Origin of the sequence: Brakhagea slesvicensis (genome assembly GCF_052161625.1) — a bacterium.
Lineage (GTDB): Bacteria > Planctomycetota > Planctomycetia > Pirellulales > Pirellulaceae > JBKCUI01.
On the sequence record NZ_CP197412.1, the window covers coordinates 3,291,339 to 3,316,551 of the forward strand.

The 25,213-nt window shown below is 55.7% G+C and carries 15 protein-coding genes and 1 tRNA gene; 10 read left to right on the forward strand and 6 right to left on the reverse strand.

Features of this window, described 5'->3' with window-relative positions; translation table 11 throughout:
- Positions 1–94 precede the first annotated feature (94 nt).
- Genes SH467x_RS12485 through SH467x_RS12495 form a run of 3 tightly spaced genes read left to right on the forward strand, consistent with a single transcriptional unit; the run spans position 95 to position 7,336 of the window.
- Complete coding sequence (locus SH467x_RS12485) at positions 95–3,838, forward strand: hypothetical protein (RefSeq protein ID WP_482367445.1); 3,744 nt, start codon at positions 95–97, stop codon at positions 3,836–3,838.
- On the forward strand, positions 3,835–6,288 hold the full coding sequence (locus tag SH467x_RS12490) for a hypothetical protein (protein ID WP_482367446.1): 2,454 nt from the start codon (positions 3,835–3,837) through the stop codon (positions 6,286–6,288). Before SH467x_RS12485 ends, SH467x_RS12490 begins: the two co-directional genes overlap by 4 nt.
- A 52-nt stretch (positions 6,289–6,340) precedes the next feature.
- Positions 6,341–7,336 carry a hypothetical protein gene (locus SH467x_RS12495; protein WP_482367447.1) on the forward strand — a complete coding sequence of 332 codons (996 nt, stop codon included), beginning with the start codon at positions 6,341–6,343 and terminating at the stop codon, positions 7,334–7,336.
- Between the two features lie 12 nt (positions 7,337–7,348).
- Here the strand turns inward: SH467x_RS12495 and SH467x_RS12500 are convergent, their stop codons facing one another.
- Entirely contained in the window at positions 7,349–9,127 is a 1,779-nt protein-coding gene (locus SH467x_RS12500) for a hypothetical protein (RefSeq protein ID WP_482367448.1), read from the reverse strand.
- Between the two features lie 346 nt (positions 9,128–9,473).
- Here SH467x_RS12500 and SH467x_RS12505 point away from each other — a divergent pair, with 346 nt between their 5' ends.
- The 5 genes from SH467x_RS12505 to hisC all read left to right on the forward strand — a co-directional run bounded on the left by SH467x_RS12505 (position 9,474) and on the right by hisC (position 16,591).
- Entirely contained in the window at positions 9,474–10,445 is a 972-nt protein-coding gene (locus SH467x_RS12505) for a sirohydrochlorin chelatase (RefSeq protein WP_482367449.1), read from the forward strand.
- A gap of 47 nt (positions 10,446–10,492) precedes the next feature.
- Positions 10,493–10,574, forward strand: a tRNA-Ser gene (locus tag SH467x_RS12510).
- Between the two features lie 1,030 nt (positions 10,575–11,604).
- Positions 11,605–14,175: a hypothetical protein gene (locus SH467x_RS12515; protein ID WP_482367450.1), complete on the forward strand. Its 2,571-nt coding sequence runs from the start codon at positions 11,605–11,607 to the stop codon at positions 14,173–14,175.
- Positions 14,176–14,424: 249 nt separating this feature from the next.
- Positions 14,425–15,435 (forward strand): tetratricopeptide repeat protein, encoded by a 1,011-nt coding sequence (locus SH467x_RS12520; protein ID WP_482367451.1) that lies wholly within the window; start codon positions 14,425–14,427, stop codon positions 15,433–15,435.
- 109 nt (positions 15,436–15,544) lie between these two features.
- Positions 15,545–16,591, forward strand: coding sequence for a histidinol-phosphate transaminase (gene hisC / locus SH467x_RS12525; RefSeq protein ID WP_482371370.1), 1,047 nt, complete (start codon positions 15,545–15,547; stop codon positions 16,589–16,591).
- 81 nt (positions 16,592–16,672) lie between these two features.
- Here hisC and SH467x_RS12530 read toward each other — a convergent pair whose 3' ends face one another.
- Both SH467x_RS12530 and SH467x_RS12535 read right to left on the reverse strand, forming a co-directional pair.
- Positions 16,673–17,362 (reverse strand): response regulator transcription factor, encoded by a 690-nt coding sequence (locus tag SH467x_RS12530; protein WP_482367452.1) that lies wholly within the window; start codon positions 17,360–17,362, stop codon positions 16,673–16,675.
- Positions 17,363–17,776: 414 nt separating this feature from the next.
- Positions 17,777–17,965 carry a hypothetical protein gene (locus tag SH467x_RS12535; protein ID WP_482367453.1) on the reverse strand — a complete coding sequence of 63 codons (189 nt, stop codon included), beginning with the start codon at positions 17,963–17,965 and terminating at the stop codon, positions 17,777–17,779.
- Positions 17,966–18,036: 71 nt separating this feature from the next.
- On the opposite strand from SH467x_RS12535, the gene SH467x_RS12540 reads away from it, so the two are divergent.
- The gene (locus SH467x_RS12540; protein ID WP_482367454.1) at positions 18,037–21,039 is read left to right on the forward strand and encodes a M20/M25/M40 family metallo-hydrolase; all 3,003 of its coding nucleotides are present in this window, start codon (positions 18,037–18,039) and stop codon (positions 21,037–21,039) included.
- A gap of 43 nt (positions 21,040–21,082) precedes the next feature.
- Here the strand turns inward: SH467x_RS12540 and SH467x_RS12545 are convergent, their stop codons facing one another.
- The gene (locus SH467x_RS12545) at positions 21,083–21,505 is read right to left on the reverse strand and encodes a DUF423 domain-containing protein (protein WP_482367455.1); all 423 of its coding nucleotides are present in this window, start codon (positions 21,503–21,505) and stop codon (positions 21,083–21,085) included.
- Positions 21,506–21,516: 11 nt separating this feature from the next.
- Positions 21,517–23,271: a gamma-glutamyltransferase gene (ggt, locus tag SH467x_RS12550; protein WP_482367456.1), complete on the reverse strand. Its 1,755-nt coding sequence runs from the start codon at positions 23,269–23,271 to the stop codon at positions 21,517–21,519.
- 130 nt (positions 23,272–23,401) lie between these two features.
- Here ggt and SH467x_RS12555 point away from each other — a divergent pair, with 130 nt between their 5' ends.
- On the forward strand, positions 23,402–24,589 hold the full coding sequence (locus tag SH467x_RS12555; RefSeq protein WP_482367457.1) for a phosphoglycerate kinase: 1,188 nt from the start codon (positions 23,402–23,404) through the stop codon (positions 24,587–24,589).
- A gap of 121 nt (positions 24,590–24,710) precedes the next feature.
- Here SH467x_RS12555 and SH467x_RS12560 read toward each other — a convergent pair whose 3' ends face one another.
- The gene (locus SH467x_RS12560; protein ID WP_482367458.1) at positions 24,711–25,196 is read right to left on the reverse strand and encodes a hypothetical protein; all 486 of its coding nucleotides are present in this window, start codon (positions 25,194–25,196) and stop codon (positions 24,711–24,713) included.
- Positions 25,197–25,213 lie beyond the last annotated feature (17 nt).

Genomic DNA, 25,213 nt, shown 5'->3' on the forward strand with positions numbered 1-25,213 from the left:
ATTTCAATTTGCTTCCATCTGCAGGTGCCGACCGGGTAGAATTCTGCAAGGAATCAGTTCTACGGCAGCTCGTTCAATAGGTAAGGAGCGCTCGATGGATCAGCAAATCGACCACTATCTCCACTTCGTCGCCAATCGATTTCGTCGCATTCGATTTGCGTGGCTCCTTTGTTGTCTTTGGATTGGTCTGGTCCTCTACCTGCTCTTCGTGGTGAGCCCGACGGGTCCTTTCCACGATTCCCTGCCCCCCCGAGCCGCCTCACTCTCCTCCAGCAATGTCTGGCTGGTGGCGGTCGCGCTGGCGGTGTTTATTTGGATTCTCAATCGATGGTCTTACTCCAATCGCACTTGGACGGCCGAGCAAGTTGAGTTGGTGCACCCGGACTTGAAGCAACGGCTGCTGACCAGCGTCACTCCACCACTCCCCAACGAATCTGCGTTCCTAAGGAAGCAGTTGGTCGATGAAACCGTGCGACATGCCCGGGCCCATGATTGGGGGCAAGCCGTCCCGACTTCGCGGTTGCTGTCGGCTTGGGTCCTCCAAACCATGTGCCTTGCTCTGGCATGCTACGTGAGTTGGATTTCGATTGCTCCTGCATCGGTGCAATCTGTTGTTCAGAACGAGGGTGCCCTGGCGGAGCCGAATTCCAACGAGATTCTTGTGGAGCCAGGGGATGTTGAAATCGAGCGAGGGACCGATGTGGTTGTGACGGCCCGGTTCCCGAACAAAGAAACGCAGGATCAAGTCTGGTTGGTCCCTACGCCTCTGGATTCCCCCGAAGGAGATGGGCAGGCTCTCAACGCAGGTCCAGCCTCGGAGAGCCTTCGCAGCCGTTTGGAACGATCGCTTCAAGATCCTATCTATGGCGGCTATCTTCGCAAGGTTACTCGCGATTTGACTTACCGCGTTGAAACGAAGGGATTCCAAAGTCCGGCGTATCGCGTCAAGGTCTTCGATTTCCCAAGCCTGGTTCGAAGCGATGCGACGATCGCGCCTCCAGAGTATACCAAGCAGAGCGCGCGAACGATCGAAGACACCCGTCGCGTGACCGTCGCAGAAGGAACGGAGCTCAAGTGGACATGTTTTGTGAACAAACCGCTTCAAAATGCTGAGCTCATCGACGAAACCGGGGTGACGGTCCCTTTGGTCCCCACGGCAGATAACCCGCTCCAACTCGAAGCGTCTTTTACGATCGACGCGTCGAAGCAGTGGATGGTCAGGCTCTTGGATAGCGAGAATCGTTCGGCGAAGTTCGATGAAAAGTTGACGGCGAAAGTGATTCGAAACGAAGCTCCCGAAATCAAGCTTGCGAAAGCACAAGATCTGAGAGTTTCACCTCTTCAAGAGGTCCCTTTGAAGGCGATGGTCCGGGATGATTTCGAAGTGAAGAGGACCGGGGTGACGATTATGCTTGGCTCTCAAGAGCCCTCCGAAGCCGAGATTGAACCGACTCCGTCGAAAGCAGGGAAATTAGAGATCTCCCATATGGTGGACCTCGAGTCCTTGCAGGCCGAGCCCGATCAGCTCCTCTCCTATTTCTTTTGGGCCGAAGACGTCGATACCGCTGGCCAAGTCAGGCGGGTCGAGGGGGATATGTTTTTCGCCGAAGTCCGCCCGTTTGAAGAGATCTTTCGAGAGGGAGAGGCACCCAATGCCCAGCAACAGCAGCAACAACAACAACAGCAGCAAAGCCAAGCGGCCCAAAAGGCCGAGGAATTAGCCGAGCTGCAAAAGCAAATCATCTCGGGGACTTGGAATATCCTTCGCCGTGAGCGCCCTCAGAAGATCACTTCGGCGTTCTCGGAAGATGTCAAGGTATTAGGGGAATCGCAATCGACCGCGTTGGAGCAGACTGCGGAGTTGGAGGAGTCGGTTCAAGACGAAAAATCGGCAGGCTATTTGAAGGAGTTGAAAGAGGCGATGGAGTCAGCGATCCAACGACTTCAATCCGCGAGCCAAGAGCAATCCCTGCCCGAACTCCGCGATGCTCTCAGCTTGGAGAGAAAAGCCTACGAAGGACTGCTGAAGCTGCGGGCACGCGAGCACAACATTGTCCAGCAGCAACAGCAGCAGTCCCGAAGCAATTCCCGCAGCAGCGCGCAGCAGAATCGACAGCAGCAACTCGAGCAACTGGAATTGAACAACCAGGAAAACCCCTACCAGGAAGAGCAGCAGGCGCAAGACGCCGAACCCTCCACGCCAGAACGCGAAGCTAGGCAAGTCATGAATCGCTTAGAAGAGCTGGCTCGGAGACAAAAGGATCTCAACGAGCAACTCAAGAATCTAGAGAATGCACTTCAAGAGGCAAAAACGGAAGAAGAAAAGGAGGAGATTGAAGATCAACTGCAGCGGCTTCGCGAAGACCAAGAAGAAATGGTACGCGATGCGGACGAGCTACTGGAACGGATGAACGAAGAGGAAAACCGGCAAGCGATGGAGCAAGCACGCGAGCAAGTCGAACAAGCGCGCGAGCAGTTGCAGCAGTCGACACAAGCCCTTTCGCAGGGGGAGACGTCATCCGCGCTTTCCTCCGGGACGCGAGCGCAGAGGCAGATGGACGAGACCCGTGAGCAGTTACGGCAAGAGTCCTCCAGCCAAATGGAGTCGACCATGAAAAACATGTTGCAACAAGCGAAGGAGCTAGAGCAAAAGCAACAAGAGCTTCAAGAAAAGCTCAGTCCGACAGAACAAGGTGATGAGCCTGAGGGGCAGAGCTTGAAGGGAGAAGATGCATCTCCGCTCCGGCCTGAGGGAGGGGACCTGGAGGGGAACGCGGACGCGCAAGCTTGGCGAGAGCAACAGAAGAAATGGGAGGAATTGATGCAGAACATCCGCGACACCGTCGCGGAGGCGGAATCCAGCGAGCCCCTTCTGGCTGAGGAGCTTTACGATTCCTACCGCGAAGCATCCCAGCAAGGTGTCGAGAAGAGGCTGACTCAGATCCCCATGTTGTTGGAACGGGGATTCGACGAACCAGCCGATAAGTTGGCTCGCGAAGCAGGTCAAGCGATCGAGCAATTGCGAGAGGGAATTGAAAGCGCTGCCCAAGACATTCTCGGAAACGAGCAAGAGTCTCTCCAACGCGCCCTCCGCGAACTGGACCGTGCGCAAGACCAAATCGAACGCGAAATCCAATCCAATCAGACCACGCCTCAACCCGGCCAACAGGGTCAACCCGGTCAACAGCCTCAACCCGGTCAACAGGGTCAACCTAGTCCCTCCCCCGGCCAACAAACGGAACCCGGCCAACCCGGCTCCCAAAACCAACCCAGCCCCCAAAACCAACCCAGCCCCCAAAACCAATCTGGCTCCCAAAACCAACCCGGCTCCCAAAACCAATCTGGCCAATCGGGCCAACCCAACCAACAACCCCAACCCGGCTCGGCTGCTCCATCCGCTCCATCCTCCACGGGTGCTCAGCGCGCCAGCATTGAATCGTTCTTACCACGCGATCGCGGCGGCCCCACCGAAGGGGAGGGACGAGTCGTCGCTCCATTGACGGGTGAGAATTATCGAGAGTGGACCGATGCGCTCCGGGATGTGGAGGAGTTGGTCGACGACCCGAATGTGAAGGGAGACGTTGCCCGAGTCCGCGAGGCGGCGCGCGAGATGCGAGTGGAATACAAACGGCATTCCAAAGAACCGCAATGGGACTTGGTCAAGAAGTTGATTGCCGAACCGTTGGCCCGTGTTCGTGAGCAAGTCAACGAGGAGTTGCTCCGGAAGGCAGCGGAGAAGAACGCGCTGGTGCCTATTGACCGGGATCCCGTCCCAGCCAACTTCCAACGTCAGTTGGATCGCTACTACGAGAACTTGGGGAGCGGGACGAATCGATGATCGAGGAGACGTTATCGGCTGAGACTAACTTTTATTTTGCACAGCCCCAATGGATTCCTTGGGTGTTGATCGCCGGCGCAATCTTGCTCCTTGTCAGCATCCTCTCCTATCGGGGTAGTCGTATGCCGATGGGGTATCGGGCGTTGGCGCTCACGATGCGTGCGATCGGGATTGGGTTGTTGTTGTTTTGTTTGCTTGAGCCGATGGGAAGCACCGAACGAGCCAAACCGCAGGCGAATGCGTTTGCTCTCGTGGTCGACAATTCTCAGAGTGCCCGAGAGACGTGGAAGTCGATTGGCCAATCCCTCGGCTACGCAGACCCTGCGGCTTGGGCGCAAGAGCGATTGCGTAATGAGGCCGATTGGATGCGCAATCTTGGGGAAGAGTTTCGCATTCGCCGTTACCTTTTCGACCATTCGTTGCATGCGATCGATAGTTTCGAAGGGATCCAGCAAACAGGTAACGAGAGCGCATTGATCCGATCGCTTGGATCGTTGGTGGAACGCTATCAAGCACCTGGGGATTCCACATCGAATTCCAACCGTGGGCAGCCGTTGGCTGGAGTCTTGCTCTTTACCGACGGTCAAGCGACGGACTGGGAAAGGCTCGCGGAAGAACGGGAGTTTCCGGTTCCCATTTATCCAGTCATTCAGGGTGAAGCATCGGATGTCCGAGATCTTGCCATCGCCGACGTTTCATTCATGCAATCGGACTTCGAAACGGCACCGATCACCTTGTTGGCTTCGATCGCTCACCTCGGCTTTCGAAATCAAAGGGTCGCTGTGTTATTGCGAGATCAAGAGGGAAAGGAGATTGAAGCGAAAACCATCACTCTCCCGAACGACGAAGAGAAAACGCAGGTGGAGTTTCGATTTCGACCGACTCGTGTCGGGGCGCAGGGGTATGAGTTGGAAGTCAAACCACAGGCGGATGGGACATCGGACAGTGGGGCCGCGACGGAGTGGACCTTGTTGAACAACAAAAGGTATCAAGTGATCGATCGAGGAAGGGGCCCTTATCGAATTCTGTACGTGGCTGGACGCCCTAATTGGGAATACAAATTTCTATCGCGAGCCTTATCGGAAGACCCAGAGGTCGAGCTCACTGCATTGATTCGTATCGCGAAAAAGGAGCCTAAGTTCAGTTTTCGCGACAATCGCGTCGATTCCTCGAATCCGCTTTTTTCTGGCTTCGAAGACATCTCCGATGAAGAAAAAGAACAATATGATGAACCGGTGTATGTTCGATTGGGAGTGAAGGAGTCCGGCGAATTACAAAAAGGTTTTCCGAAAGATCTCAGCGAACTGTTTCAATTTCGCGCGATCGTCTTGGATGATATCGAACCAGAGTTCTTCACACAGGAGCAGCAGTCCATGCTCCGGCAGTTTGTCTCCATTCGCGGAGGCGGGCTGATCGCGTTGGGGGGGCAGGAGTCCATGCGAGGGAGCGAGTTTAGTCGATCGGTACTTAGCCAATTGCTTCCTATCTATCATGACCCGAGTTTGCCGTTCGCTGCTGATCTTACCAGCGATCCCAATATCGAAACCATCGCATCGGTTCGCATGCAACTGAGTCGGGATGGCTGGCTTCAGCCGTTTATGCGACTGGCCGATACCGAGGTGGAAGAAAAGAAGCGCTTGGAAACAATGCCTAGCTTCCAAGTCTGGAATCGCGTGCGCGAATTGAAGCCGGGTGCTTCGATGCTTGCGCAGGGAGTTCTCGAAGGGGATTCGGACGCCAGCGGCCCCATTCCTTTATTGGCGACCCAGCGGTTCGGTCGAGGGCGAACGGCAGCGCTGATGATCGGAGATTGGTGGCGGTGGGCGATGCGACGAGAAGGAAAAGATCCTGCACCTCTTTATCAAGCTTGGAGACAATTGTTCCGATGGCTGATTACCGACGTACCCAAATCCGTGGATATCTTGGTTGCGGAGAGCGAGGACAGCACTCGCGCACGGAGAGTGGCCGTGGACGTCAAAGGAGTTGATTTCCAAGCCCTCGACAACGCGCAGGTGCAACTGCTCGTTCAGAAGCCGGACGGAACAAAGTTTGAATTGCTTGCCGACCCCTCCGCTGAAACGCCGGGGCGATACGAGGCGGTCGTTCTGTCGGATGGCGAGGGAGTATACACGATCGAGGCGAAGAGTCTCGGGCAGGACGGAAGCGATGCGGGGGTTGCCGAGTCGGGATGGGTTTACGAACCCCTGGCGAAGGAGTTTCAGGGATTGGGGGAGAATCGGAAGGCTTTGAACGAATTGGCGGAGCGATCGGGGGGCAAGGTCCTGCGATGGGAGGAATTGGATGCGTTTGTGGAGAATGTTCCGAGCGACCAAGTACCAGTACGAGAGAAGCGGGTGTTCCCACTTTGGCATCAATCCTGGGTCATTGTGGCTGCCATCGCATGTTTGTGCTTGGAATGGGGATGGAGGCGGCGCTATGGCATGGCCTAGATCCTTTCTCCATAGGATTATCCGCTCTCTGGGAGCGTACGCTGTCGTCGGAATGTCTTGCGTCGGTGGTTTCGCGCAGTCGCTTGAGGAAACAAACAAACCGATCGAGGAACCGTCCACGAAGCTTATCGTGTTGGGAGCGCCCGGTGAGGCGGAGTACGGTGCGCTCTTTCAAACTTGGGGGAATCGCTGGAGAGAGGTCTTTGGCGAGAGCGAGTGCGTTTGGGTCGATGGTACGAATGGCGAAGAGGAACAGAACCCCTCTTCGATAGACGACAAAACACGCATTTTGGATTTCTTGTCCAAACGATCGCAATCGTTAGAGGGACAAAGTGATGCACCGAAGTGGTTGGTGTTGATCGGGCATGGAACGTATGATGCGTCTGGAACGAAGTTCAATTTGCGTGGGCCGGATATTTCGGCGGACGAAATAGCGAAGGCGTTGGAAGGGGATGCAAGTCGATGGATCATCGTGAATTGCGCCTCGTCGAGCGGCCCGTTTCATGTGAGTTTGTCCAGAGCGAATCGGGTGGTGATTACGGCGACCAAAAGTGGCGCTGAGCAAAACTTCGCCCGATTTGGCGGCTATTTGTCGTTAGCGATTTCGGATCCAGCTAGCGATTTGGATCACGATTCCAGCGTATCGATCTTAGAAGCCTTTCTCGCGGCCTCGGCGAGCGTGGCCCGGTTCTATCGGGACGAAGGGCGTTTGGCGTCCGAGCAAGCGCTCTTGGATGACAATGGAGATAAGAAAGGCACGCCAGCAAGCTTCTTTCGCGGTTTGCGACCAGCCAAAGCACCCGCGGATGGTCTTCAACTCGATGGAGAGCTGGCTCAACGTGTGATCGTCCAGAGGCTGGGATCAAGTCCTGAGTTTTCCACCGAAACGATCGCCAGCATCAACGGTATCGAAGATGCCATCGCTAAGCTTCGGTCCAACAAAGCGTCTCTCGCTTCGGATGAATACTACCGAGAGTTGGAGAAGCTGTTATTGCAATTAGCCGAACGGATGTTTGAGGCGGAATCGACGGCAGGCAAGCCCCGATAAAGCAAGCCCCGATCAGTCGTCTTCTCGGGTTCGAATGCGTTCCGGAGTGGCTGCCGCCGATGGGGAGTCCCCTTCAGGAGGGCTGATACGGAGCGCCGATTCACCGCTGGTTGGCGGTTTGTCGGATGGGGATTCCTTTTTGGGCTCCTCGGACTGAGGGGCTGGCGTTTCCTTGGTTGCTTTGGGGCTAGGAGCCGGCAGTTCCGATTCCGACTCCGGTTTGTTCGCCTGTCGTTGGCTGTTGGAATCGTTACTCAAGAGGGATTTTTCGCCCCCCGAAGCTTGCTTGACGGCATCGTTTGGGCTGGTACCCGTTGCGCTGGCGGTGACAACCGGGCTGCTCACGATCGGATTGCCGTAGATATCGATGGGGATCCGCACCATGCGTGTGCGTGGGACCATGCGAGTCTCGGTGACAGGGACGGTTCTCGCAATGCGCTGAGGGACTTGCACTTTGGTGACGACCCGTTCGGTGACCGGAGTTCGAATCACGACATCTTCCGTTACGATTTCTTCTTTATAGGTGGTCAGCTCTACGGGAACTTCTCGCACCACCACTTCGGGAACGTACTCAAGTTTCTGGCGAGCGACTTTCCGCGTGACCGGCTTTTGAACGGTCTGGGGGACAACCACTTTTTCTTGATAAGTTTCCATCCTCTGCACTTGGACGGGAACCTTCTCTTCGACGACTTCGCTTTCCATCCGAGTTCGCGTGATGGGAGTTTGTTGCTGGACGATCTCCGATTGCATGCGAGTCGTCGTCACGGGGATCTGCTGCTGAACGATCTCCGATTGCAGTTTCGTCGTCGTGATTGGGACCTGTTGCTGCATCGTTTCGTTCACCATCCGAGTGGTGGTCACCGGGACTTGCTGCTGAACGGTTTGGGGCATGTAGCTGGTTTGTGGAACCGCGAACTGCTGCACGTTTGGTTGGTAGACGTTTTGCGTGAGGACTTGACCGGCCGACTGGTACGGAACCCAACCGAGTCCACCCATGCGGTAAGCAGTGGATCCGTTCTGTGCGTTGACGTTGTATCCACCCGGTTGCCATCGCAGTCGATAGGTCGTGTCGCCCGGTTGATAGTACTGTTGGGGAACATAACCTCCCACATCCGCCACGACAGGCTGGTAGGTCGTGACTGGCTGCAGTTGCGTGTAGTTTTGAGTTTGGTAGGTAGTTTCCGTGACAGGCCGCTGCACCGTATAGTTTTGTGTCTGCAAAGTCGTTTCGGTAACGGGCCGTTGCACCGTGTACTGCTGAGTTTGGTACGTTGTTTCCGTAACAGGCCGTTGCACCAAATAGTTCTGCGTTTGGATCAATGTTTCCGTAACCGGCTTTTGAACGACAATTTGCCGGGTCTGGTACTGGGTTTCTGTCACAGGTCGTTGACGGGTGACAATTTGTTCGACCTGCGAGGTCTCCGTCACCATGGTTGTTTCGTCAACCCACTCTTCCTTCATCACCGGTTTGTAGACGGTGACTTGCTCGACTCGTTTGGAGGTTTCGGTAACGGGCTTCCGAACGGTGTATTGCCTCTTTTCAACGCGTTCCTGGTAAGTAGGGCGATAGCTGACAACCTCTTTTTCCAGCGTCCGATCCTCGTACTCGACTTTCATCACCGTGACTTGGACAGGTTCCCAGACGGTTTCGGACTGGACGCGATAGCGAGCGACTTCCTCGCAAATCTGTTGTCCGTAGAGGGGTGAAATCGAGGCAATCGGGGGAAAGGTGCAAACCCCGACGAGCAAGAAGTTGCGGAAGGCATTTTGACGTCGGTTACGCAGGCTCATGGGTTGGCTCATTCGATATCGACTCCCTGGAAGTTCGTGCATCCCGCGAACTCAAGGCGTTGGGGCTTGAGAAAATCGGCGCACAGGCGAGCTAATTCTGGTTTACAAGTTCGAACGTTTCAAATAAGAAAAACGGACGCTGGGGTGTTTTAGCATCCCAAGGTGTTACCGTCCCGATCTTTAGGAAAAGTCGACATTTTTCTCAACGACTTGGCGGTTGGTTACCATTACAAACCTCGCAATCGCTATACGCGATCCAATCCGCAAACTCAGATTTCCCAGTTTGCCTATCCTTCGCTTTTTGACGGGGGCTTCGCATCCACTCCGCGTACCTAGGTGCACTTCCGTGTTCGAACAAGTCGCTCAAGCCAATTCGATCCCTTCGACTCGAGACGAGGTTGGCGATCCGATCGTAGATCGATTGAATCGGCGAAGGGCAGGGGTTCTTGTCGTGGGACACGGGACCCGCAAGGCTGAAGGTCAGCAGCAGCTGCTTCGATTGAGCGATCAAATCGCTCAACTCCTCCCCGGCAGCCCAGTGGAGGCATGCTTCCTGGAGCTGGCCGAGCCTGATATTGCGGAGGGGCTTGGCAAACTGCAGGGACGCGGGTGTGAAGCGGTTGTGGTCGTCCCGGTTCTTCTCTTTACTGCCGCCCATGCGAAGTCGGATATTCCCGATGCGGTGGCTGTTTCGGCCGAGGGGCTTGGTCTGAGGGTCTTAGCTCAAACTGCGTCCTTGGAAGTTCATCCGGCGGTTTTAGCTCTCTCCAAGCTTCGATTCGATGAGATTTTGGGTTTGCCCGAGGGAGTCAATTGCCCGAGCGGGGGATGTGCTGCTGGGGAGCAGCCTAATGCTCGGTGCGATTCGGAATCGGAGCGTCCCGGCGATTGTCCGCTTGCGCAGTGGCTTCGCTCTCAAAGGCACGGGGGAGGCGCGGGGGTAGGGGGCTCTGTCGCGTTGGCGATGGTTGGGAGGGGGACCAGCGATCTGGAGGCATTGGAAAAGATGCGATTGTTCACCGAGCTTCGCTGCAAAGAATCCTGGGTCGCCTGGAGTGAAACCGGTTTTTTTGCGGGTGGGAAGCCCGATATCGATGGCCTTTTGGAACAGGCTGCTGGCTCGGGATGTGACACGATCGTCGTGCAACCGCACCTATTATTTGAAGGGGAGTTGATCGACCAACTGCGGGGAAGAGTTCGAGACCGGCGTGCGACTGGCTCCGGAACCACATGGTGGATTACGAGAACTTTAGGTGCCGATCCTGCGTTAGCTCGGGTCTTTTTAGAGCTTTTGAAAGATGCGACAGCGGAGTGGTAGGGATTGCGAGATAGAGGGATTTTCGGCTAAACTACGCCCATTGCGATGGAGGATAGCCGAATGGTTAGGAACCTGATTCGAAATCAGGCGCCGGGAAACCGGTTGAGGGTTCGAATCCCTTGTCCTCCGCTTTGAAAGCCAGTGGAAACACTGGCTTTTTTCGTTTTTGGCTAAGAGGGGCGCGCCAAGGCGCCACGCTCGCCACGGGAAGGATCCGGATTTTGGTTGGTGGGGCCCAGGATTAGGGGCATTGCCGGATTTCAGTTTGCTGCTCGTATTTCCTGCCCTGACCTCATCCCTCCCGCCGCGAACTTTGCGCCTTTGCGAGGAATTTCTTCTCTTCTGATCCAAAAGAGGGGCGCGCCAAGGCGCCACGCTCGCCACGGGAAGGATCCGGATTTTTGGTTGGTGGGGCACAGGATTAGGGGCATTGCCGGATTTCAGAGTGCTGCTCGTATTTCCTGTCCTGACCTCATCCCTCCCGTTGCGAACTTTGCGCCTTTGCGAGGAATTTCTTCTCTTCTGATCCAAGAGAGGGGCGCGCCAAGGCGCCACGCTCGCCACGGGAAGGATCCGGATTTTTGGTTGGTGGGGCCCAGGATTAGGGGCATTGCCGGATTTCAGTTTGCTGCTCGTATTTCCTGCCCTGACCTCACCCCTCCCGCTGCGAACTTTGCGCCTTTGCGAGGAATTTCTTCTCTTCTGATGCAAAAGAGGGGCGCGCCAAGGCGCCACGCTCGCCACGGGAAGGATCCGGATTTTGGTTGGTGGGGCCCAGGATTAGGGGCATTGCCGGATTTCAGAGTGCTGCTCGTACTTCCTGTCCTGACCTCACCCCACCCGCTGCGAACTTTGCGCCTTGGCGAGGAATTTCTATTCTGGTGATGAGGGAAAAGGACGCGCATCTCTCCAAATTTTAGTAATCGCTATTCTTTCGCTTGCTACCCTCGCTTGTGCAATCAGAACGAGTGGCGCGACATGGCGCACGAGTATCAACAATCCACACAGTTCCCGTTCGATCTTGGCCACCCCTCGAACCGAAAACGAAAGAGGACCGGTCTCACCCCTGCGACAGGATTGTTGTAGGCGTCATCGGTGTTCAAGGATCGAACGACACCTTGCCAGCTAGCTGGTCGGGGTGGTTACTGAGGGAATGAGTATGAGACGAGAGACAACTCGCGGCGGAAGGGGATGGATCTATGCGATTCTCGTTGCGATTTGCCTGTTGTTGTTATTCTACGTAGGTGGGAACGTCGCGCAGCATCGCGGCGTCTCCTATCGAGACCCGCGCACGACTGTGCTCACGGTTTCGACAATGCCAAAGTCGCCGAAGCGTATCGCTACGGACAATATTCCGTTGGAGATCGAGCCGCTCGAACAGGTGCTCGCCTCCCAGGCTTGGACCGACTACCGCCGAGAATACACCCATTCGATCGCATTGCTTGAACCACCTGCCGGTGTGCGGCTCATGGCACCCATTCGCCATCCAAGTGAAGATTTGCTCCCATCGCCGAGTTACGGTAGGGATCCCGTGCAGATCGCGACGGATGCCGCGCAAGACGTCGAAGTCAGAACTTCGCTCGTCTCCACAGCTCGCGACAACTGGTCCGCGTCCATCCACCGCACCCCACCATCCATCGAACATATCGATGCACCTTCCGGCCGAAGGACTTGGCCGCAATCACCCCAGTTGCGAAATCTGCTCCTCGAAGCCTTCACGATCGTGGAGATGGAGCGGTCGAATGAAGCTCGCGTCGCTTTGAATCAAATCTCAGAAGCACTCGAAGCTTTGGTTCAGGTTGAAATCAAAGACGAGCGTTCGCGTGGGCATCTCGAGTTCTTGCGAGACTGTGGTCTTCGATGTTCAGAAATCTCCAATCAAGATACTGTGGAGAACGGGCCATTCTCCAGCTCGCTTCTTCGCGTAGCTTATGCCATCGAGCGGCGGGCGTCGGTTTGGATGGCAGTTCATGACTGCGTCGCACGCGGCGAGCAGCTTGTATCGCTCCGTCAGCACGAAGTCAGCTCGCAAGCTGTGCGGGACAAGATTGCAACACTCGAGTCCGTACTTCAGAAAACGGGCGACGCTTCGAACTGGAAGCAGTATTTGTTGTTGGATCGTGTGCGCGGCATGGCGGCCGAGGGAATACACGGTGATGACGAGCAAGTCGCTTTGGCGCGAGAGTTTTTGGCTCGCGTGCTCAACCCCAATACATTGGACGAGCAGCGGGCGATCCTCACGTCCCCCGAAGTGCACGATCTGGCTGACCTGATGCACCCGCTCACCATTCGGCCCGTGGATTACGTTCGACTGATGCAGGACGTAGAAACCCTGGAAGCCGACCCAACACACCGCAGCAGTCTGAGCTTGGCCGAAGCCATTCAGTCGCTTCGATTTTCGGAGCATCCCGAGCAAGCTGCGATCAGCCATTGTTTGGCCGCCCATTATCGCAATGCCAATATCCGAATCGCGGTCTCCGAAGACTTTGCGAACCGCATGTTGCCGAAGCAATCGTTTACTCAAAAGCCGGTACGCCAAACCATTCTCGGAGCCGATACGCGAGGGGCGAGTCAGATTTCGACCAAATTGCGAGTGGATTTCGTCGAGGACCCTTCGGCTTGGAAAGTTGCCCTTCAGTTGGATGGCGACATATCTAGCAACACCCGATCCAGTCGAAATGGCGCGACTTTTTACAACGCTTCCCGTGCAAGCGTTCAGTCGGTTCGCGAAATCCGAATCCAATCCACCGGTTTCCAAGTGGACGGAAAGCCTGCGACCGTGCAGTCGAATGATTCGCTGAAAAAGTTTTCCACCGAGTGGGATAACTTGCCCATCTTGGGAGATGTCGTTCGCAATATCGCGCATCAGGAATTCGTAGAATCGCGCCCGATCGCCAAACGGATCATGCAGAGCACGATTGCCAAAGAGACGGATCGGGAATTCGATTCACAACTCAACAGCAAACTGCTTGAGTCCCAAGCCCAGCTCGAGACCCGGCTCTTCGGGCCGCTGCAAGTTCTAAGCTTGCAACCGATGATCATGGACATGCAGTCGACCGATAGCAGATTGATTGTTCGGTACCGAGTCGCGAGCGAGCACCAGATCGGTGCCCACACCGCCCGTCCGATCGCGCCCTCCGACAGTCTGATTTCCATGCAAGTCCATCAGTCGGCGTTCAATAACGTAGCGAGCCAGATCGCAACGGCCGATCGGGAATGGACGGCCCAGGATTTGGCCGATCAGATCGCAGAACTCCTTCAGCAACCCCGCTATGTTATCGATTCTGAGCAGGCCAAGGATGTTCGTATCCGATTCCATGCCAACAATCCCATCACGGTTGAGTTCGAGCACAACAAGCTGTGGTTGACTCTTCGCATCGATTCCTTGGAAGAACCAGGTCGAATCCATCTGAAGAACTTTGTCGTGCGAGCGTCTTACGCACCGAAGATCAGCGGATTGAACGCCGAACTTGAGCGAGATGGGGTTATCAGCACCGACGGGCACAAGCTCGCGTCTCGCGATCGATTGGCACTGCGAGTGATCTTTGACCGAATCTTGTCGAATCGCCAATCGGTTCCGATGGTGGCCGAGTCGCTGCTTCGTGACGAACGGGTTGCCGGGTTGGCTGTCTCTCAGTTCGAAATGCGAGATGGGTGGCTAGCCATCGCGATTAGCGAGGAGCAATCTCCCCACGTCGCCGTCCTGCAGCAATCGATGTTGGCGCGTTAAGCTAGCTATCCAGATTGCGCAGATTCACTTGAATCCCTCTGTGAGACCTGTTATTTGTCGAGCGAAGAGTCTTGCTCGATCGATCGAGCGAAAAAGATGCTCGCGCGAACACAGGTCTACAGAGGAACGGAATCCCTGGATTTGAACTGTTGGGGCCAAATCTTACCGACGCTCTCACCTCCAACCTCGCCCTTTGGCAGAGGGGGGAGACGCTGCGCCCTGACGTTCTGCCTTTTTGGTATCGTCGTCATGGCCTCGGTGGGGTGCCGGTCCCTTCGAGATCGTTCGGCGAACCAGAAGCTTGTTCAAGCCCGACAGCTATCACTGCGAGGTACCGACGCGATCCAACGGGAGCGATACCAGGATGCCGAGTTGCTGTTCTCGGAGGCGCTCAAGCAGTCGACGCTCGATGAACGGGCCCACTGGGGGTACGCATCCACGTTGTGGGAGCGGGGGGATAAAGCCAAAGCGATTCAGCACATGGAGGAATCCCTTCGGTTGTCGGGAAGCAATCCCGAATACGCTGTGAAGCTCGGAGAGATGTACTTGGAGGTGGGGGATCACCTCAAAGCTCGGAAGACGGCGGAATCCGTGTTGGCTGCCAATCGCAATCACGCAGCCGCTTGGGCGCTGCTCGGGGATACGCACACTGCCGAAAAGCGGTGGGCGACAGCGATGGAGTGCTACCACCATGCGTTGCTGATCCAAGCCGACTATCCCAAGGTGCAGTTGGCATTGGCCGAGGTTTATCGCAATATTGGAAAGCCGGAACGGGCGCTCGCAGTACTCGACCGAATGGTCGACCTGCACGACACGGCACGGCACGACCCCGTAGCCCTTCTTCATCGTGGTCTGGCTCTTTCGGATCTCCAGCGTCACGACGAGGCGTCTGACGCACTGGCCAAGGCATCGGAGCGATTGCCGCCGCAGGAGGTGGACAAGCATCTTCAGATAGTGCGAGCTCAGCATCGGATCGGCGAACTGGTTTCGGCTCGACTCACTCTTGGTCGGATTCGTGAGAACCATGCCGCCAATGCGGAAGTGCAGCGTTTGCAATCGATGCTCGATATGTCGTTCGCACACTTGAGCGACCCTGTTCGACCCTTGCAGGAGCCGAGTATGGAATCGGTTTCGCCCGGCATAATGCTCGCGCAGCCCGGAATGATTGCCTCGCAAACGATGGGGGCTCCGACCTACTCCTCCGAGCCACCCCTTCTCGCGCAGCCCGTTAGGACGCAAGACTCCTGGCTTCGTCGTTAGACTCTCCCAGAACGTTCGGTTAGGATAGGGTGACCGACGTTTTCTTCCTTGCTCTAAAGCGACTTCCGTGGACAAAACAGCAGAATCTCTCTCGTCCCTTCTTCAAGGTATGTTTCGGCCCGAGATCCAAGCCATGAGCCCCTACGTTCCAGGGGAGCAGCCACAGACGGGAAAAGCGATCAAGCTCAATACCAATGAGAATCCTTATCCCCCTTCGCATCGAGTCCTCGAAGCGATCCAGTCTGCGGCAGGACGGCTCGAACGCTATCCCGATCCCTTGGGAACCGCGTTCCGGCGCGCCGCGGCCGATGTTCACGGCATCGATCCGGAGATGATTCTTTGCGGCAACGGCAGCGACGATTGTTTGACGGTACTGACCCGTGCCTTCGTCGGCTCCTCCGATAAACTGCGGCTCCCTTACCCGAGCTACATCCTCTATCGCACTTTGGCGGAACTCCAGGCGGCTCAATTCGAAGAAGTCCCCTTCTCCGAGGACTTTCAGCTGACTGAAACCTTCAAGACGATTTCGCCAGACGTCAAACTGATCTACCTCCCCAACCCGAACAGCCCGACCGGAACCATGGTGGATCACGAGTCGATCTTGGACTTAGCGGATCGGGCTCCTTGCCCGGTCGTCATCGATGAGGCCTACGTCGACTTTGCTCCAAACCATGCGATCGGACTGGTGCAGCGAAATCCCAAGATCATCGTAACGCGAACGCTGAGCAAATCGTACGCTTTAGCGGGGCTGCGATTCGGTTACCTCATCGCTCACCCCGAGATTGTCGGCACGCTGAGGAAGGTAAAGGATTCATACAATACCGACATGCTCTCCCTCGCAGGTGCGACTGCGGCCATTTCCGATCAAGCTTGGTTGCGTGACAATGTCGCGAAAGTGTGTAGCACACGAGGCAGGATGGAAACCGAATTGCGAGCGCTCGGGTTCGATGTCTTGCCCTCGCATGCCAACTTCGTGTGGAGTACCCATCCGGATCGACCCGTGAAGCCGATCTACGAAGCGCTCAAGCAGCGAGGGATCTTGGTCCGATACATGAACTATCCACGCTGGTCCGATGGATTGCGAATGAGCGTTGGCACCGATGAACAAATCGATGCACTGTTCGTTGTCTTGAAGGACCTCTTAAAATCCTCTTGAGCGCCTACCACCCGACAACGATCGACCGGTAGTCTGATAGACTGGTCGCGCATACTATTGGTTTGCGTTGGTGTTCCGGTGTCAAGCGGTGGAGCTTGCCCAGCTGGAACTGGATTCCAGGATGGGCATGCAAGCGGCAAGCGATGGTTGCTTCAGACCCCACACGGCAATTGCAGTGCGGTCGGGTTGTTTGGTTTTGCGAAGCAGGTTTCGCACATGTTCCTTGGTCGTTTCGATACCAATTCGCAGGGTCAAGCTGATCTCGCGATTGCTAAGGCCCAATCCTAGCAACGCGACGATCTGTGTTTCCCGTTTGGTCAAAAAAGGTGCCTTGGGAATCGATGGCCACTCGGGGCGGGTCATAAAAGAACGGAATTGGACCAAAACCGATCGTTCGGGTGGACGGCCCTGTTCAAGCGACTGCAGTGACTCGATGAATTCGGAGCCAGGGCTATCTCGAAAGACGACATCGTAGCATTCATACGCGACGGCGCGAGCAACTACGGTCGGCGAACGGTGCTCCGTAAATAGGAGCATTCGCAAATCCGCCATCTGAGACCGAATATCGAACGCGTCAGCCATGAAGTCGACATTTTCCAATCGAGAGTCGGCGACGAGAACATCGAAATGTTCCTCTGCCAACGCGTGGCGGAGCTCTGTTCGCGAGGAGACGAATCGGTCGATGCGGCAGTGTGCGTGCTGCCTGCAAAGCGAATCGATACCACGTTGGGCGATCGCGCTACTGTCCGCACAGAGAATTCGAAAGGGCATGCAAGGTCGATATTGCGATTAGCGTCTAGAGGAGGATCCGCTCCAAGGTTCGATGCCGTCGCGGATCCACTGCACGAGCGGATCTGCTTTCCCAGGCGGCGAACCGAAGCTGGTTGGGTGCAATGATACCACAGGCGCGGATAATCATCGCGCATTTGGTTCGCACTATTCCTGTTCGACCTTGCGAATGCAAAAGAAAAAGGGCCTGCCTCGACTGTCTTCTCGACAACCGTGGCAGGCCCTTTCGATCCGTGAAAGGTGGGCCTAACCTTGTAGAAAGGTCTATCCGCTGCGTTTGATTATCTCAAACTTGGACGCCGCTAAGATCACGGTACCTCCATGTTCAGGAATCCGAACCAGGTCAACTCTCCCGATTCAGACCGTATCCCAGTTCCACCGGGACCCCTTTGAGCATCAGCTCATATCTCTCAGTAGATGCACATGCCGTGCCAAGGTCAGTGGTTGAACGGGATTCTCCTTTTCCTGTTGCTCGAGTGCTACACTGGGTTTACCTAGGACCTCTAAACCTCCCAATCGGACGTCGACGTGGACCAAGGGTTTCCAAATCGCGATCGGCGTTTGTAAAAATTGCAATGCTGGCATTGCAACAATTACAATCTCGCCGCGTATTGCTCCCTCCCGACCGACCTACCATGGCTCTCTTTGACAAAACAATGACACCAAAACGACAGCTCCGCCGGACCGCCACCTTCTTCTGGGTAATCAGTTTGTTCGTCACCCAGATCGGGCGTTGCCAAGAGCCCGCGGCTCCCGATGTCGATGAATCGAAGTTCCTCAGCAAGACGCGGCAATTGACCCTGGATGGACTCCGTTCTGGAGAGGGGTACTTCAGTCAGGATGGACGCTGGATGGTCTTTCAGAGCGAACGGGACAAAGAAAATCCTTTCTACCAGATCTACTTGATGGATCGCGAAACCGGGGATGTCGAACGGGTCTCCCCCGGTTTTGGCAAGACGACTTGCGCGTGGATCCATCCGGATGGCGAGCGCGTTTTGTTCGCATCCACCCAGTTCGATCCCGACTCCCTGAAGAAACAAAAGGACGAACTCGATTTTCGCGCTTCAGGACAGACGCGACGGTATAGCTGGGACTACGATCCCGCGTTCGAGTTGGTGGAATGGGATAGAAAGTCGGGTGCATACAAGCGACTAACCGATGCGGTAGGGTACGACGCCGAGGCCTCCTACTCACCCGATGGCTCGTTGATCGCATTTAGTTCCAATCGGCGTGCCTTCGAAGGTGCTCTGACCGATCGTGAGAAAGCGATTTTCGCCAACGATCCGTCCGCGGCACTGGATCTTTATGTCATGAAGAGCGATGGGTCTGACGTCCGTCGGATCACCGATGTGTTCGGATACGATGGCGGCCCCTTTTTCTCGCCGGACGGCAAGCGGATTTGCTGGCGCCGATTCTCCGAAGATGGTGCGACAGCCGAGATCTATTCTGCCAATGTCGATGGGACCGACATCCAACGTCTCACCACTCTCGGGGCGATGAGCTGGGCTCCCTACTTTCATCCCTCTGGCGAATACCTGATCTTTACGACGAATCTCCAAGGCTTTGCCAATTTCGAACTCTATATCGTGGATGCAGCAGGTAAGCAGGCTCCTCAGCGAATTACTTCCACGGAAGGTTTTGATGGTCTGCCTGTTTTCACTCCCGATGGAAAGCAGATCGCTTGGACATCCAATCGCTCGAGCGACAAGAGATCTCAAATCTATATTGCGGATTGGAATCACGACACCGCTCGCAAAGTCTTGGGGCTGGATAAAACGTCTGTCCTTCCAGGAAATGAACTTGCAGAGCCGACCCCTAACCAACTGGATTCGGTCCGGTCAGCAGCTCGAGACGCGGCGGGCGCGACGGAAACCGATTACCGAGCGCAAGACGTCGCGAGGCATGTGGACTTTCTCTGTCGGCCGGAACTTGGAGGTCGACTGACGGGAACCCAGGGAGAGAGGCTCGCGACGGCCTACGTGGCCAGCTATCTCGATTCCCTCGGTCTAGCACCTGGTGGGGCCAAGGGTGATTTCTTTCAAGAGTTTCCCTTCACTGCCGGGGTCGAGTTGGCGCAATCCAATGCGTTGGATTCGGGATCATCCGATTGGAAATTGAACGAAGACTGGCGACCTTTGGTCTTTTCGAAGAGCACTCAGATCGAGCCAACGGAAGTGATCTTCGCCGGATATGGGATCGTTGCACCTCGCGACGGGGATCAAGCGGAATACGATTCGTACGTCCATCTCGACGTCGAGAACAAATGGGTGATGGTCCTCAGGCAAATGCCGAGCGATATCACACCAGAACGTCGCCAGCATCTTGCTCGCTACAGCTCACTTCGTTTCAAAGCGATGGCCGCACGCGATCGAGGTGCCAAGGGGATTATCGTTGTGAGCGGACCGAACAGCGGCGTGCGCCAACAGCTCGTGCCCCTCCAAGTCGATGGCAGTTTATCGGGAACCAGCATCGCCGCGATCAGCGTAACCGATGCCGTTGCCGAGAAGTGGTTTGAGAAGAGCGAGGACAAATTGCTCGATCTGCAAAAGGAACTGGATCGAGGCGAGATGATGATGGGATTCGCTCTTCCGGATGTTTTCGTGAGTTGTACGACCGATATCCAACAGGTCAAACGAACGGGCCGAAATGCGTTGGGACTTCTTATGGCTGGTGATGTCCCCGCGAAAAGCATGGTGATCATCGGTGCGCACATCGACCACCTCGGTGTCGGTTCCAGCGGATCCAGCTTAGCCCTCGACAATGAGAAAGGGGGCATGCATCGCGGTGCCGATGACAATGCTTCCGGGGTAGCTGCCATGCTCGAAATCGCTCAGTCGATGGTTACTCAAAAGAAGGCAGGTAAACTCAACCTTGAGCACGACGTATTGTTCGCCGCATGGTCGGGGGAAGAGATGGGGCTACTAGGTTCGGCTTACTTTTCCGACCACTTCTTTGAGCTCTACCCACACATGACCGATCCAGGTGCGGGCAAACTCTATCCGGCGGTAATCGCCTGCTTCAATCTCGATATGGTCGGTCGACTTCGCGATAACTTGGTCCTGCAAGGGATCGGTTCGTCCGATTTGTGGCCCAAAGAAGTCGAGAAACGCAATGCCGTCGTCGGCCTCCCACTGACGCTGCAAAACGATAGCTACCTCCCAACAGACGCGAGTACATTCTTCCTCGACGGTGTCCCGATCCTTTCTGCGTTCACAGGGTCGCACAGCGAGTACCACACCCCCCGCGATACGCCGGAACTTCTCAACTACGAAGGAGCCGCGTCGACTGCGAAGTTGATGGGACTTATCGCCCGCTCGGTGGCAACGCAATCCGATGCGCCGAAGTATCAAGAGCAAGCCGCTCCCGAAAACCAAGGTGCACGTGCGGTGATGACGGCCTATCTGGGAACGATTCCGGACTATGCGCAGGGGGATATCAAAGGGGTCATGCTTTCAGGCGTCGCCAAAGATGGTCCCGCTTCCAAAGCAGGAGTTCAAGGTAAGGACATCATCATCGAATTGGCCGGACGCAAGGTCGAGAATATCTACGACTACACCTTTGCCATCGAGGCGATCAAGGCGGGGCAGGAAACCGAGATCGTCGTGAAGCGAGGGGAGCAAACTCTTCGATTGAAAGTGACACCGCAATCTCGCCAATAAATCCCTTGATGGAGAATTGGCCGACTGTCGTGATGTCGTACTGCTATCGCGTGTCGGTGTCCGACGATATCCGGCACGCCGATAGGAATAGTAAAAACCATCCTACCAAGAACATCATTCCTCCAAGGGGGACAATGCTCCAGTGCCCGATGGTATCCGCGAGAGAGATCGCATAGAGACCGCCGCTGAAAAAGAGGATGCCTGCTAGGAACATCCCGCATGCGGCGCGTGCCAGGGAGGAGCGACCGGGCAAGGGAGAGAGACCGATCGCCAGCATGGCCAACGCGTGGGCGATTTGGTATCGCACGCCGATCTCGCACTGCTCTAGTTTCTTTGCCACCACGTCCGGTTCGAAGCCTTGCGACTTGAGTTGCTCCGGAAGACCGTGCGCCCCGATCGCGCCGATTGCCACTCCGATAAAACCGAAGCAAGCGGCGAAGAGAACTATCCACTTAGGACCTGTCATGGTGTCTTTTTTTAATCCAATCCGAGCGACAAACCATCGTTTCGACTTTCGGTCGCGCCTTGAAGTGTTCCTTTTTCGTGATCGATCAAGATTCCTTGATAGCCACCCATCGAGGTACGGCTGAACTCCACGTTATGTCCCATCGTACGGAGTTTGTCGATCGTCTCCTTGGGAAGACCTGACTCGACATGAACGGTTCCGCCTTTGGGGTCTTCCGGGGTACCGGTTGGGGTCGCGCTCCCCTCGTGCCGGATACGCGACGCGTCCCCGGCCATTTGGATGTTCATACCGAAATCGATCCAATTCACGAGAACTTGTGTTTGTCCCTGCGGTTGCATGTCGCCACCCATGACTCCAAAGACAAAGATCGGTTTTCCATCCTTGGTGACCATAGAAGGGATGATGGTATGAAAGGGGCGTTTTCCAGGTTCCAATCGGTTGGCATGATCGGCGGAAAGGGAGAAGAGATTGCCTCGGTTTTGCAACGCGAATCCTAGTTCACCGGGCACCATTTGGCTTCCAAATCCATGGTAATTGCTTTGGATCAACGAACAGCAATTGCGATCGCTATCGACGACGCAGAGGTAAACCGTATCCCCGTCGCGTAGTTTCGGGTCACCGGCTGGAACCTGCATCGCCGCATGTTGGAGATCGATGCGGGCGGTTTGCTTTTCCGCATAAGCATCGGAATTCAATGCTTCGACAGGTACCTTTTCAAATGCCATGTCCGCGTAGAATTTGGCACGGTCCGCATACGCTAGCTTCTTTGCCTCGATGAACAAGTGGCTGTACTGAGGTGATCCCCAGCCCATTTGCTTGACATCGAATCGCTTGAGAACGTTTAGCATCTGAAGAACCGACAGGCCTTGCCCATTGGGTGGAATCTGCCAAACGTCGAAGCCACGATAGTTCGTCGAGACAGGTTGGACCCATTCGTTGGCATGTTGGGTGAAATCTTCTTTGGTAAAGTACCCGCCCTGCTTTTGGCTGTATTGGACGATCTGGTCTGCGATGGAACCGGTGTAGTAGCTCATCCACCCGTCCGATGCGAGCTGTCGATAGCTGGCCGCAAGTCGCGGGTTGTGAAAGACTTCGCCGACCTCGGGGGCTTTCCCGTCGGGACGGAGATACGTCGCTGCGGACGTGTCATGTTTCTTCAAGTTGGGAACGGCGCGGCTCCAATAGCCTCCGATAACGGGGGAGACGGCGAAGCCCCCTTCCGCCAATTGGATCGCCGGTGCGAGGACTTCTGCAATCGGGAGTTTACCGAAGCGTTGATGCAGATCGCTCCAACCCGCGACACAGCCAGGAACACTCCAGGAAAGAGGACCGTAGAGGGGGATTTCTTTGAGATTCTTCGAACGAAATACGTCGCGATCAAGATTCTTTGGGCTTCGGCCGCTCGCATTGAGACCATGCAAGGATCCGGAGCGGGAGTCCCATACAATCGAGTAAAGATCGCCGCCCATCCCGCAGCTCATCGGTTCGACGACACCGAGAACGGCATTGGCAGCGATCGCAGCATCGACAGCGCTTCCACCTCGTCGCAGGATCTCAATGGCTGCTTGGGTTGCCCGTGGATCGCTCGTGCAGGCCATCCCTTTCTTAGCGGTGATCACCGATCGGCTCTGGTGAATCGGTCCGAAGGGCCGGTCGTATGTTCCGATGGCCTGCGGTACCGATTCGGAGCGAGGGGTCTGCGCCATGAGTCCCTGGTTCGCCAAAAGCCAACCTGAAATCACAAGCGACAGCAAGCGGAACCTCATCTGCATCTCCTCCGTCATTTGAAGACATTTCGAACCATACCAGGGGCCCGGGTGCGTCTGGACAGCCCGGGCAATCCGTTTAAGAATACTCGCTTCTCAGCGTACCAATCTCCTAAGAAACGGGAATCCGATGGCAAAAAAGAGTATCTCCGCAGTAGACTGCAAAGGCAAAGTCGTTTTGATGCGAGTCGATTTCAACGTCCCGCAGGACGATTCGGGAGCCATCACGGATGATCGCCGTATCCGCATGGCGCTGCCGTCGATCGAATCGGTCGTCCATCGAGGTGGCAAGCTCGTCTTGATGAGCCACCTGGGGCGCCCCAAAGGAAAGGGCCCTGAACCTGAATACACTTTAAAGCCAGCCGCAGACCGATTGGCTGAACTTCTTGGAAAGCCGGTCGTCTTCTCCGGCGATACGGTTGGCCCGGAAGCGGAAGCCGCCATTTCGAACATGAAGGATGGGGACATCGTCTGCCTGGAAAACGTTCGGTTCAACCCTGGTGAAAAAACCGGTGATCCGGAGTTCGCTGGAAAACTGGCAGGCTGGGCCGATATCTATTGCAACGACGCGTTCGGCACTTGCCACCGCGAAGAAGCCTCCATGGTCGCCGTCCCCCTCGCAATGGGGAGCAAGCCGAAGGTGGTTGGATTCTTAGTCGAAAAAGAAATCAAGTACCTCAGCGATACGATTGCAAACCCCGCTCGACCCTTCGTCGCGATCCTCGGCGGAGCGAAAGTAAGCGATAAGATCAACGTCATCAACAATTTGCTCAGCGTTTGTGACAAAGTCATTATCGGTGGCGCAATGGCTTACACCTTTTCGCTCGCACAAGGTGGATCGACCGGAAAGAGCCTCGTGGAAAAAGAGAAGGTCGAGTTGGCCAAAGAGCTGATCGCCAAGGGTGGGGATAAGCTGGTTCTTCCCGTCGATACCCACTGCGGCGATGACTTCAATAGCCAGTGCAACAAACAAGTTGTCGAGGCGGGAAAGATTCCCGATGGCTGGGAAGGGCTCGATATCGGTCCCAAGTCTGCTGAGATGTTTGCTGCCATCGTTCGCTCGGCAAAAACCGTCGTGTGGAATGGACCCATGGGCGTATTCGAAATGCCTCCGTTCGATCAAGGAACCGTGGCGGTGGCCAAGGCGGTTGCCGACAGCGACGCAGTGAGCATCATTGGCGGTGGCGATAGCGCTGCTGCGATCGAACAACTTGGGTTCGCGGATTCCGTGACCCACGTTAGCACCGGTGGTGGCGCAAGCCTTCAAATGCTCGAAGGGGAGAAATTCAAGGCCGTCGAAATCCTCGATGAAGCCTAATCGATAACAGCGTTTCAAACGGTGTCCGCGCGATCGGCGCGGACACTGCGTTGATCGCGGTCCACGGAAATAGATCAAAAAAATGGATGGGGATCGAGGACGATTCCCTGTTCGAACCTTCTCAGCGATTGGCCGTGTAGAGTTCCGCGTAGGTGAGCGACCATTGCTCGACAAGCTCTTTAAATTTGTCCATGTCGACTTCGGCGAGCGGTTGATAGAAGCTGCGGGTGAGAAGCTCTCGATTGGCGATTGTCCCCTTTGCCTGCAAGTCCAGGACATAGAACTCGTTCAGCGGTCGCACGGCCATCTCAAATCGGCTGTAGCGGTTCTCTCGCTGACCTTTCCGCAAAACCAAATCGTCTCGCAGGCAGGCGGCGCCCCAACCCGATTCCCCGAAAACCGTTTGGAATCGGAATCCGGGAAACAGATCGATGACCTTGCGCATCACCTGCTCGATCCGTTCGGAGAGAACCAGCCGATACTTGCTGTGCAGACCTTTCAAGACCTCTTGCTCGGCCTTCTTTCGTTCCGCTTCGCTCATCGACTGGCTCGCGCGGTTGGCACCGCGCGCTGCGGCTTGTTTGAGTCTCTCCTCAAAATCACTCATGATTGCACCGATGGTTG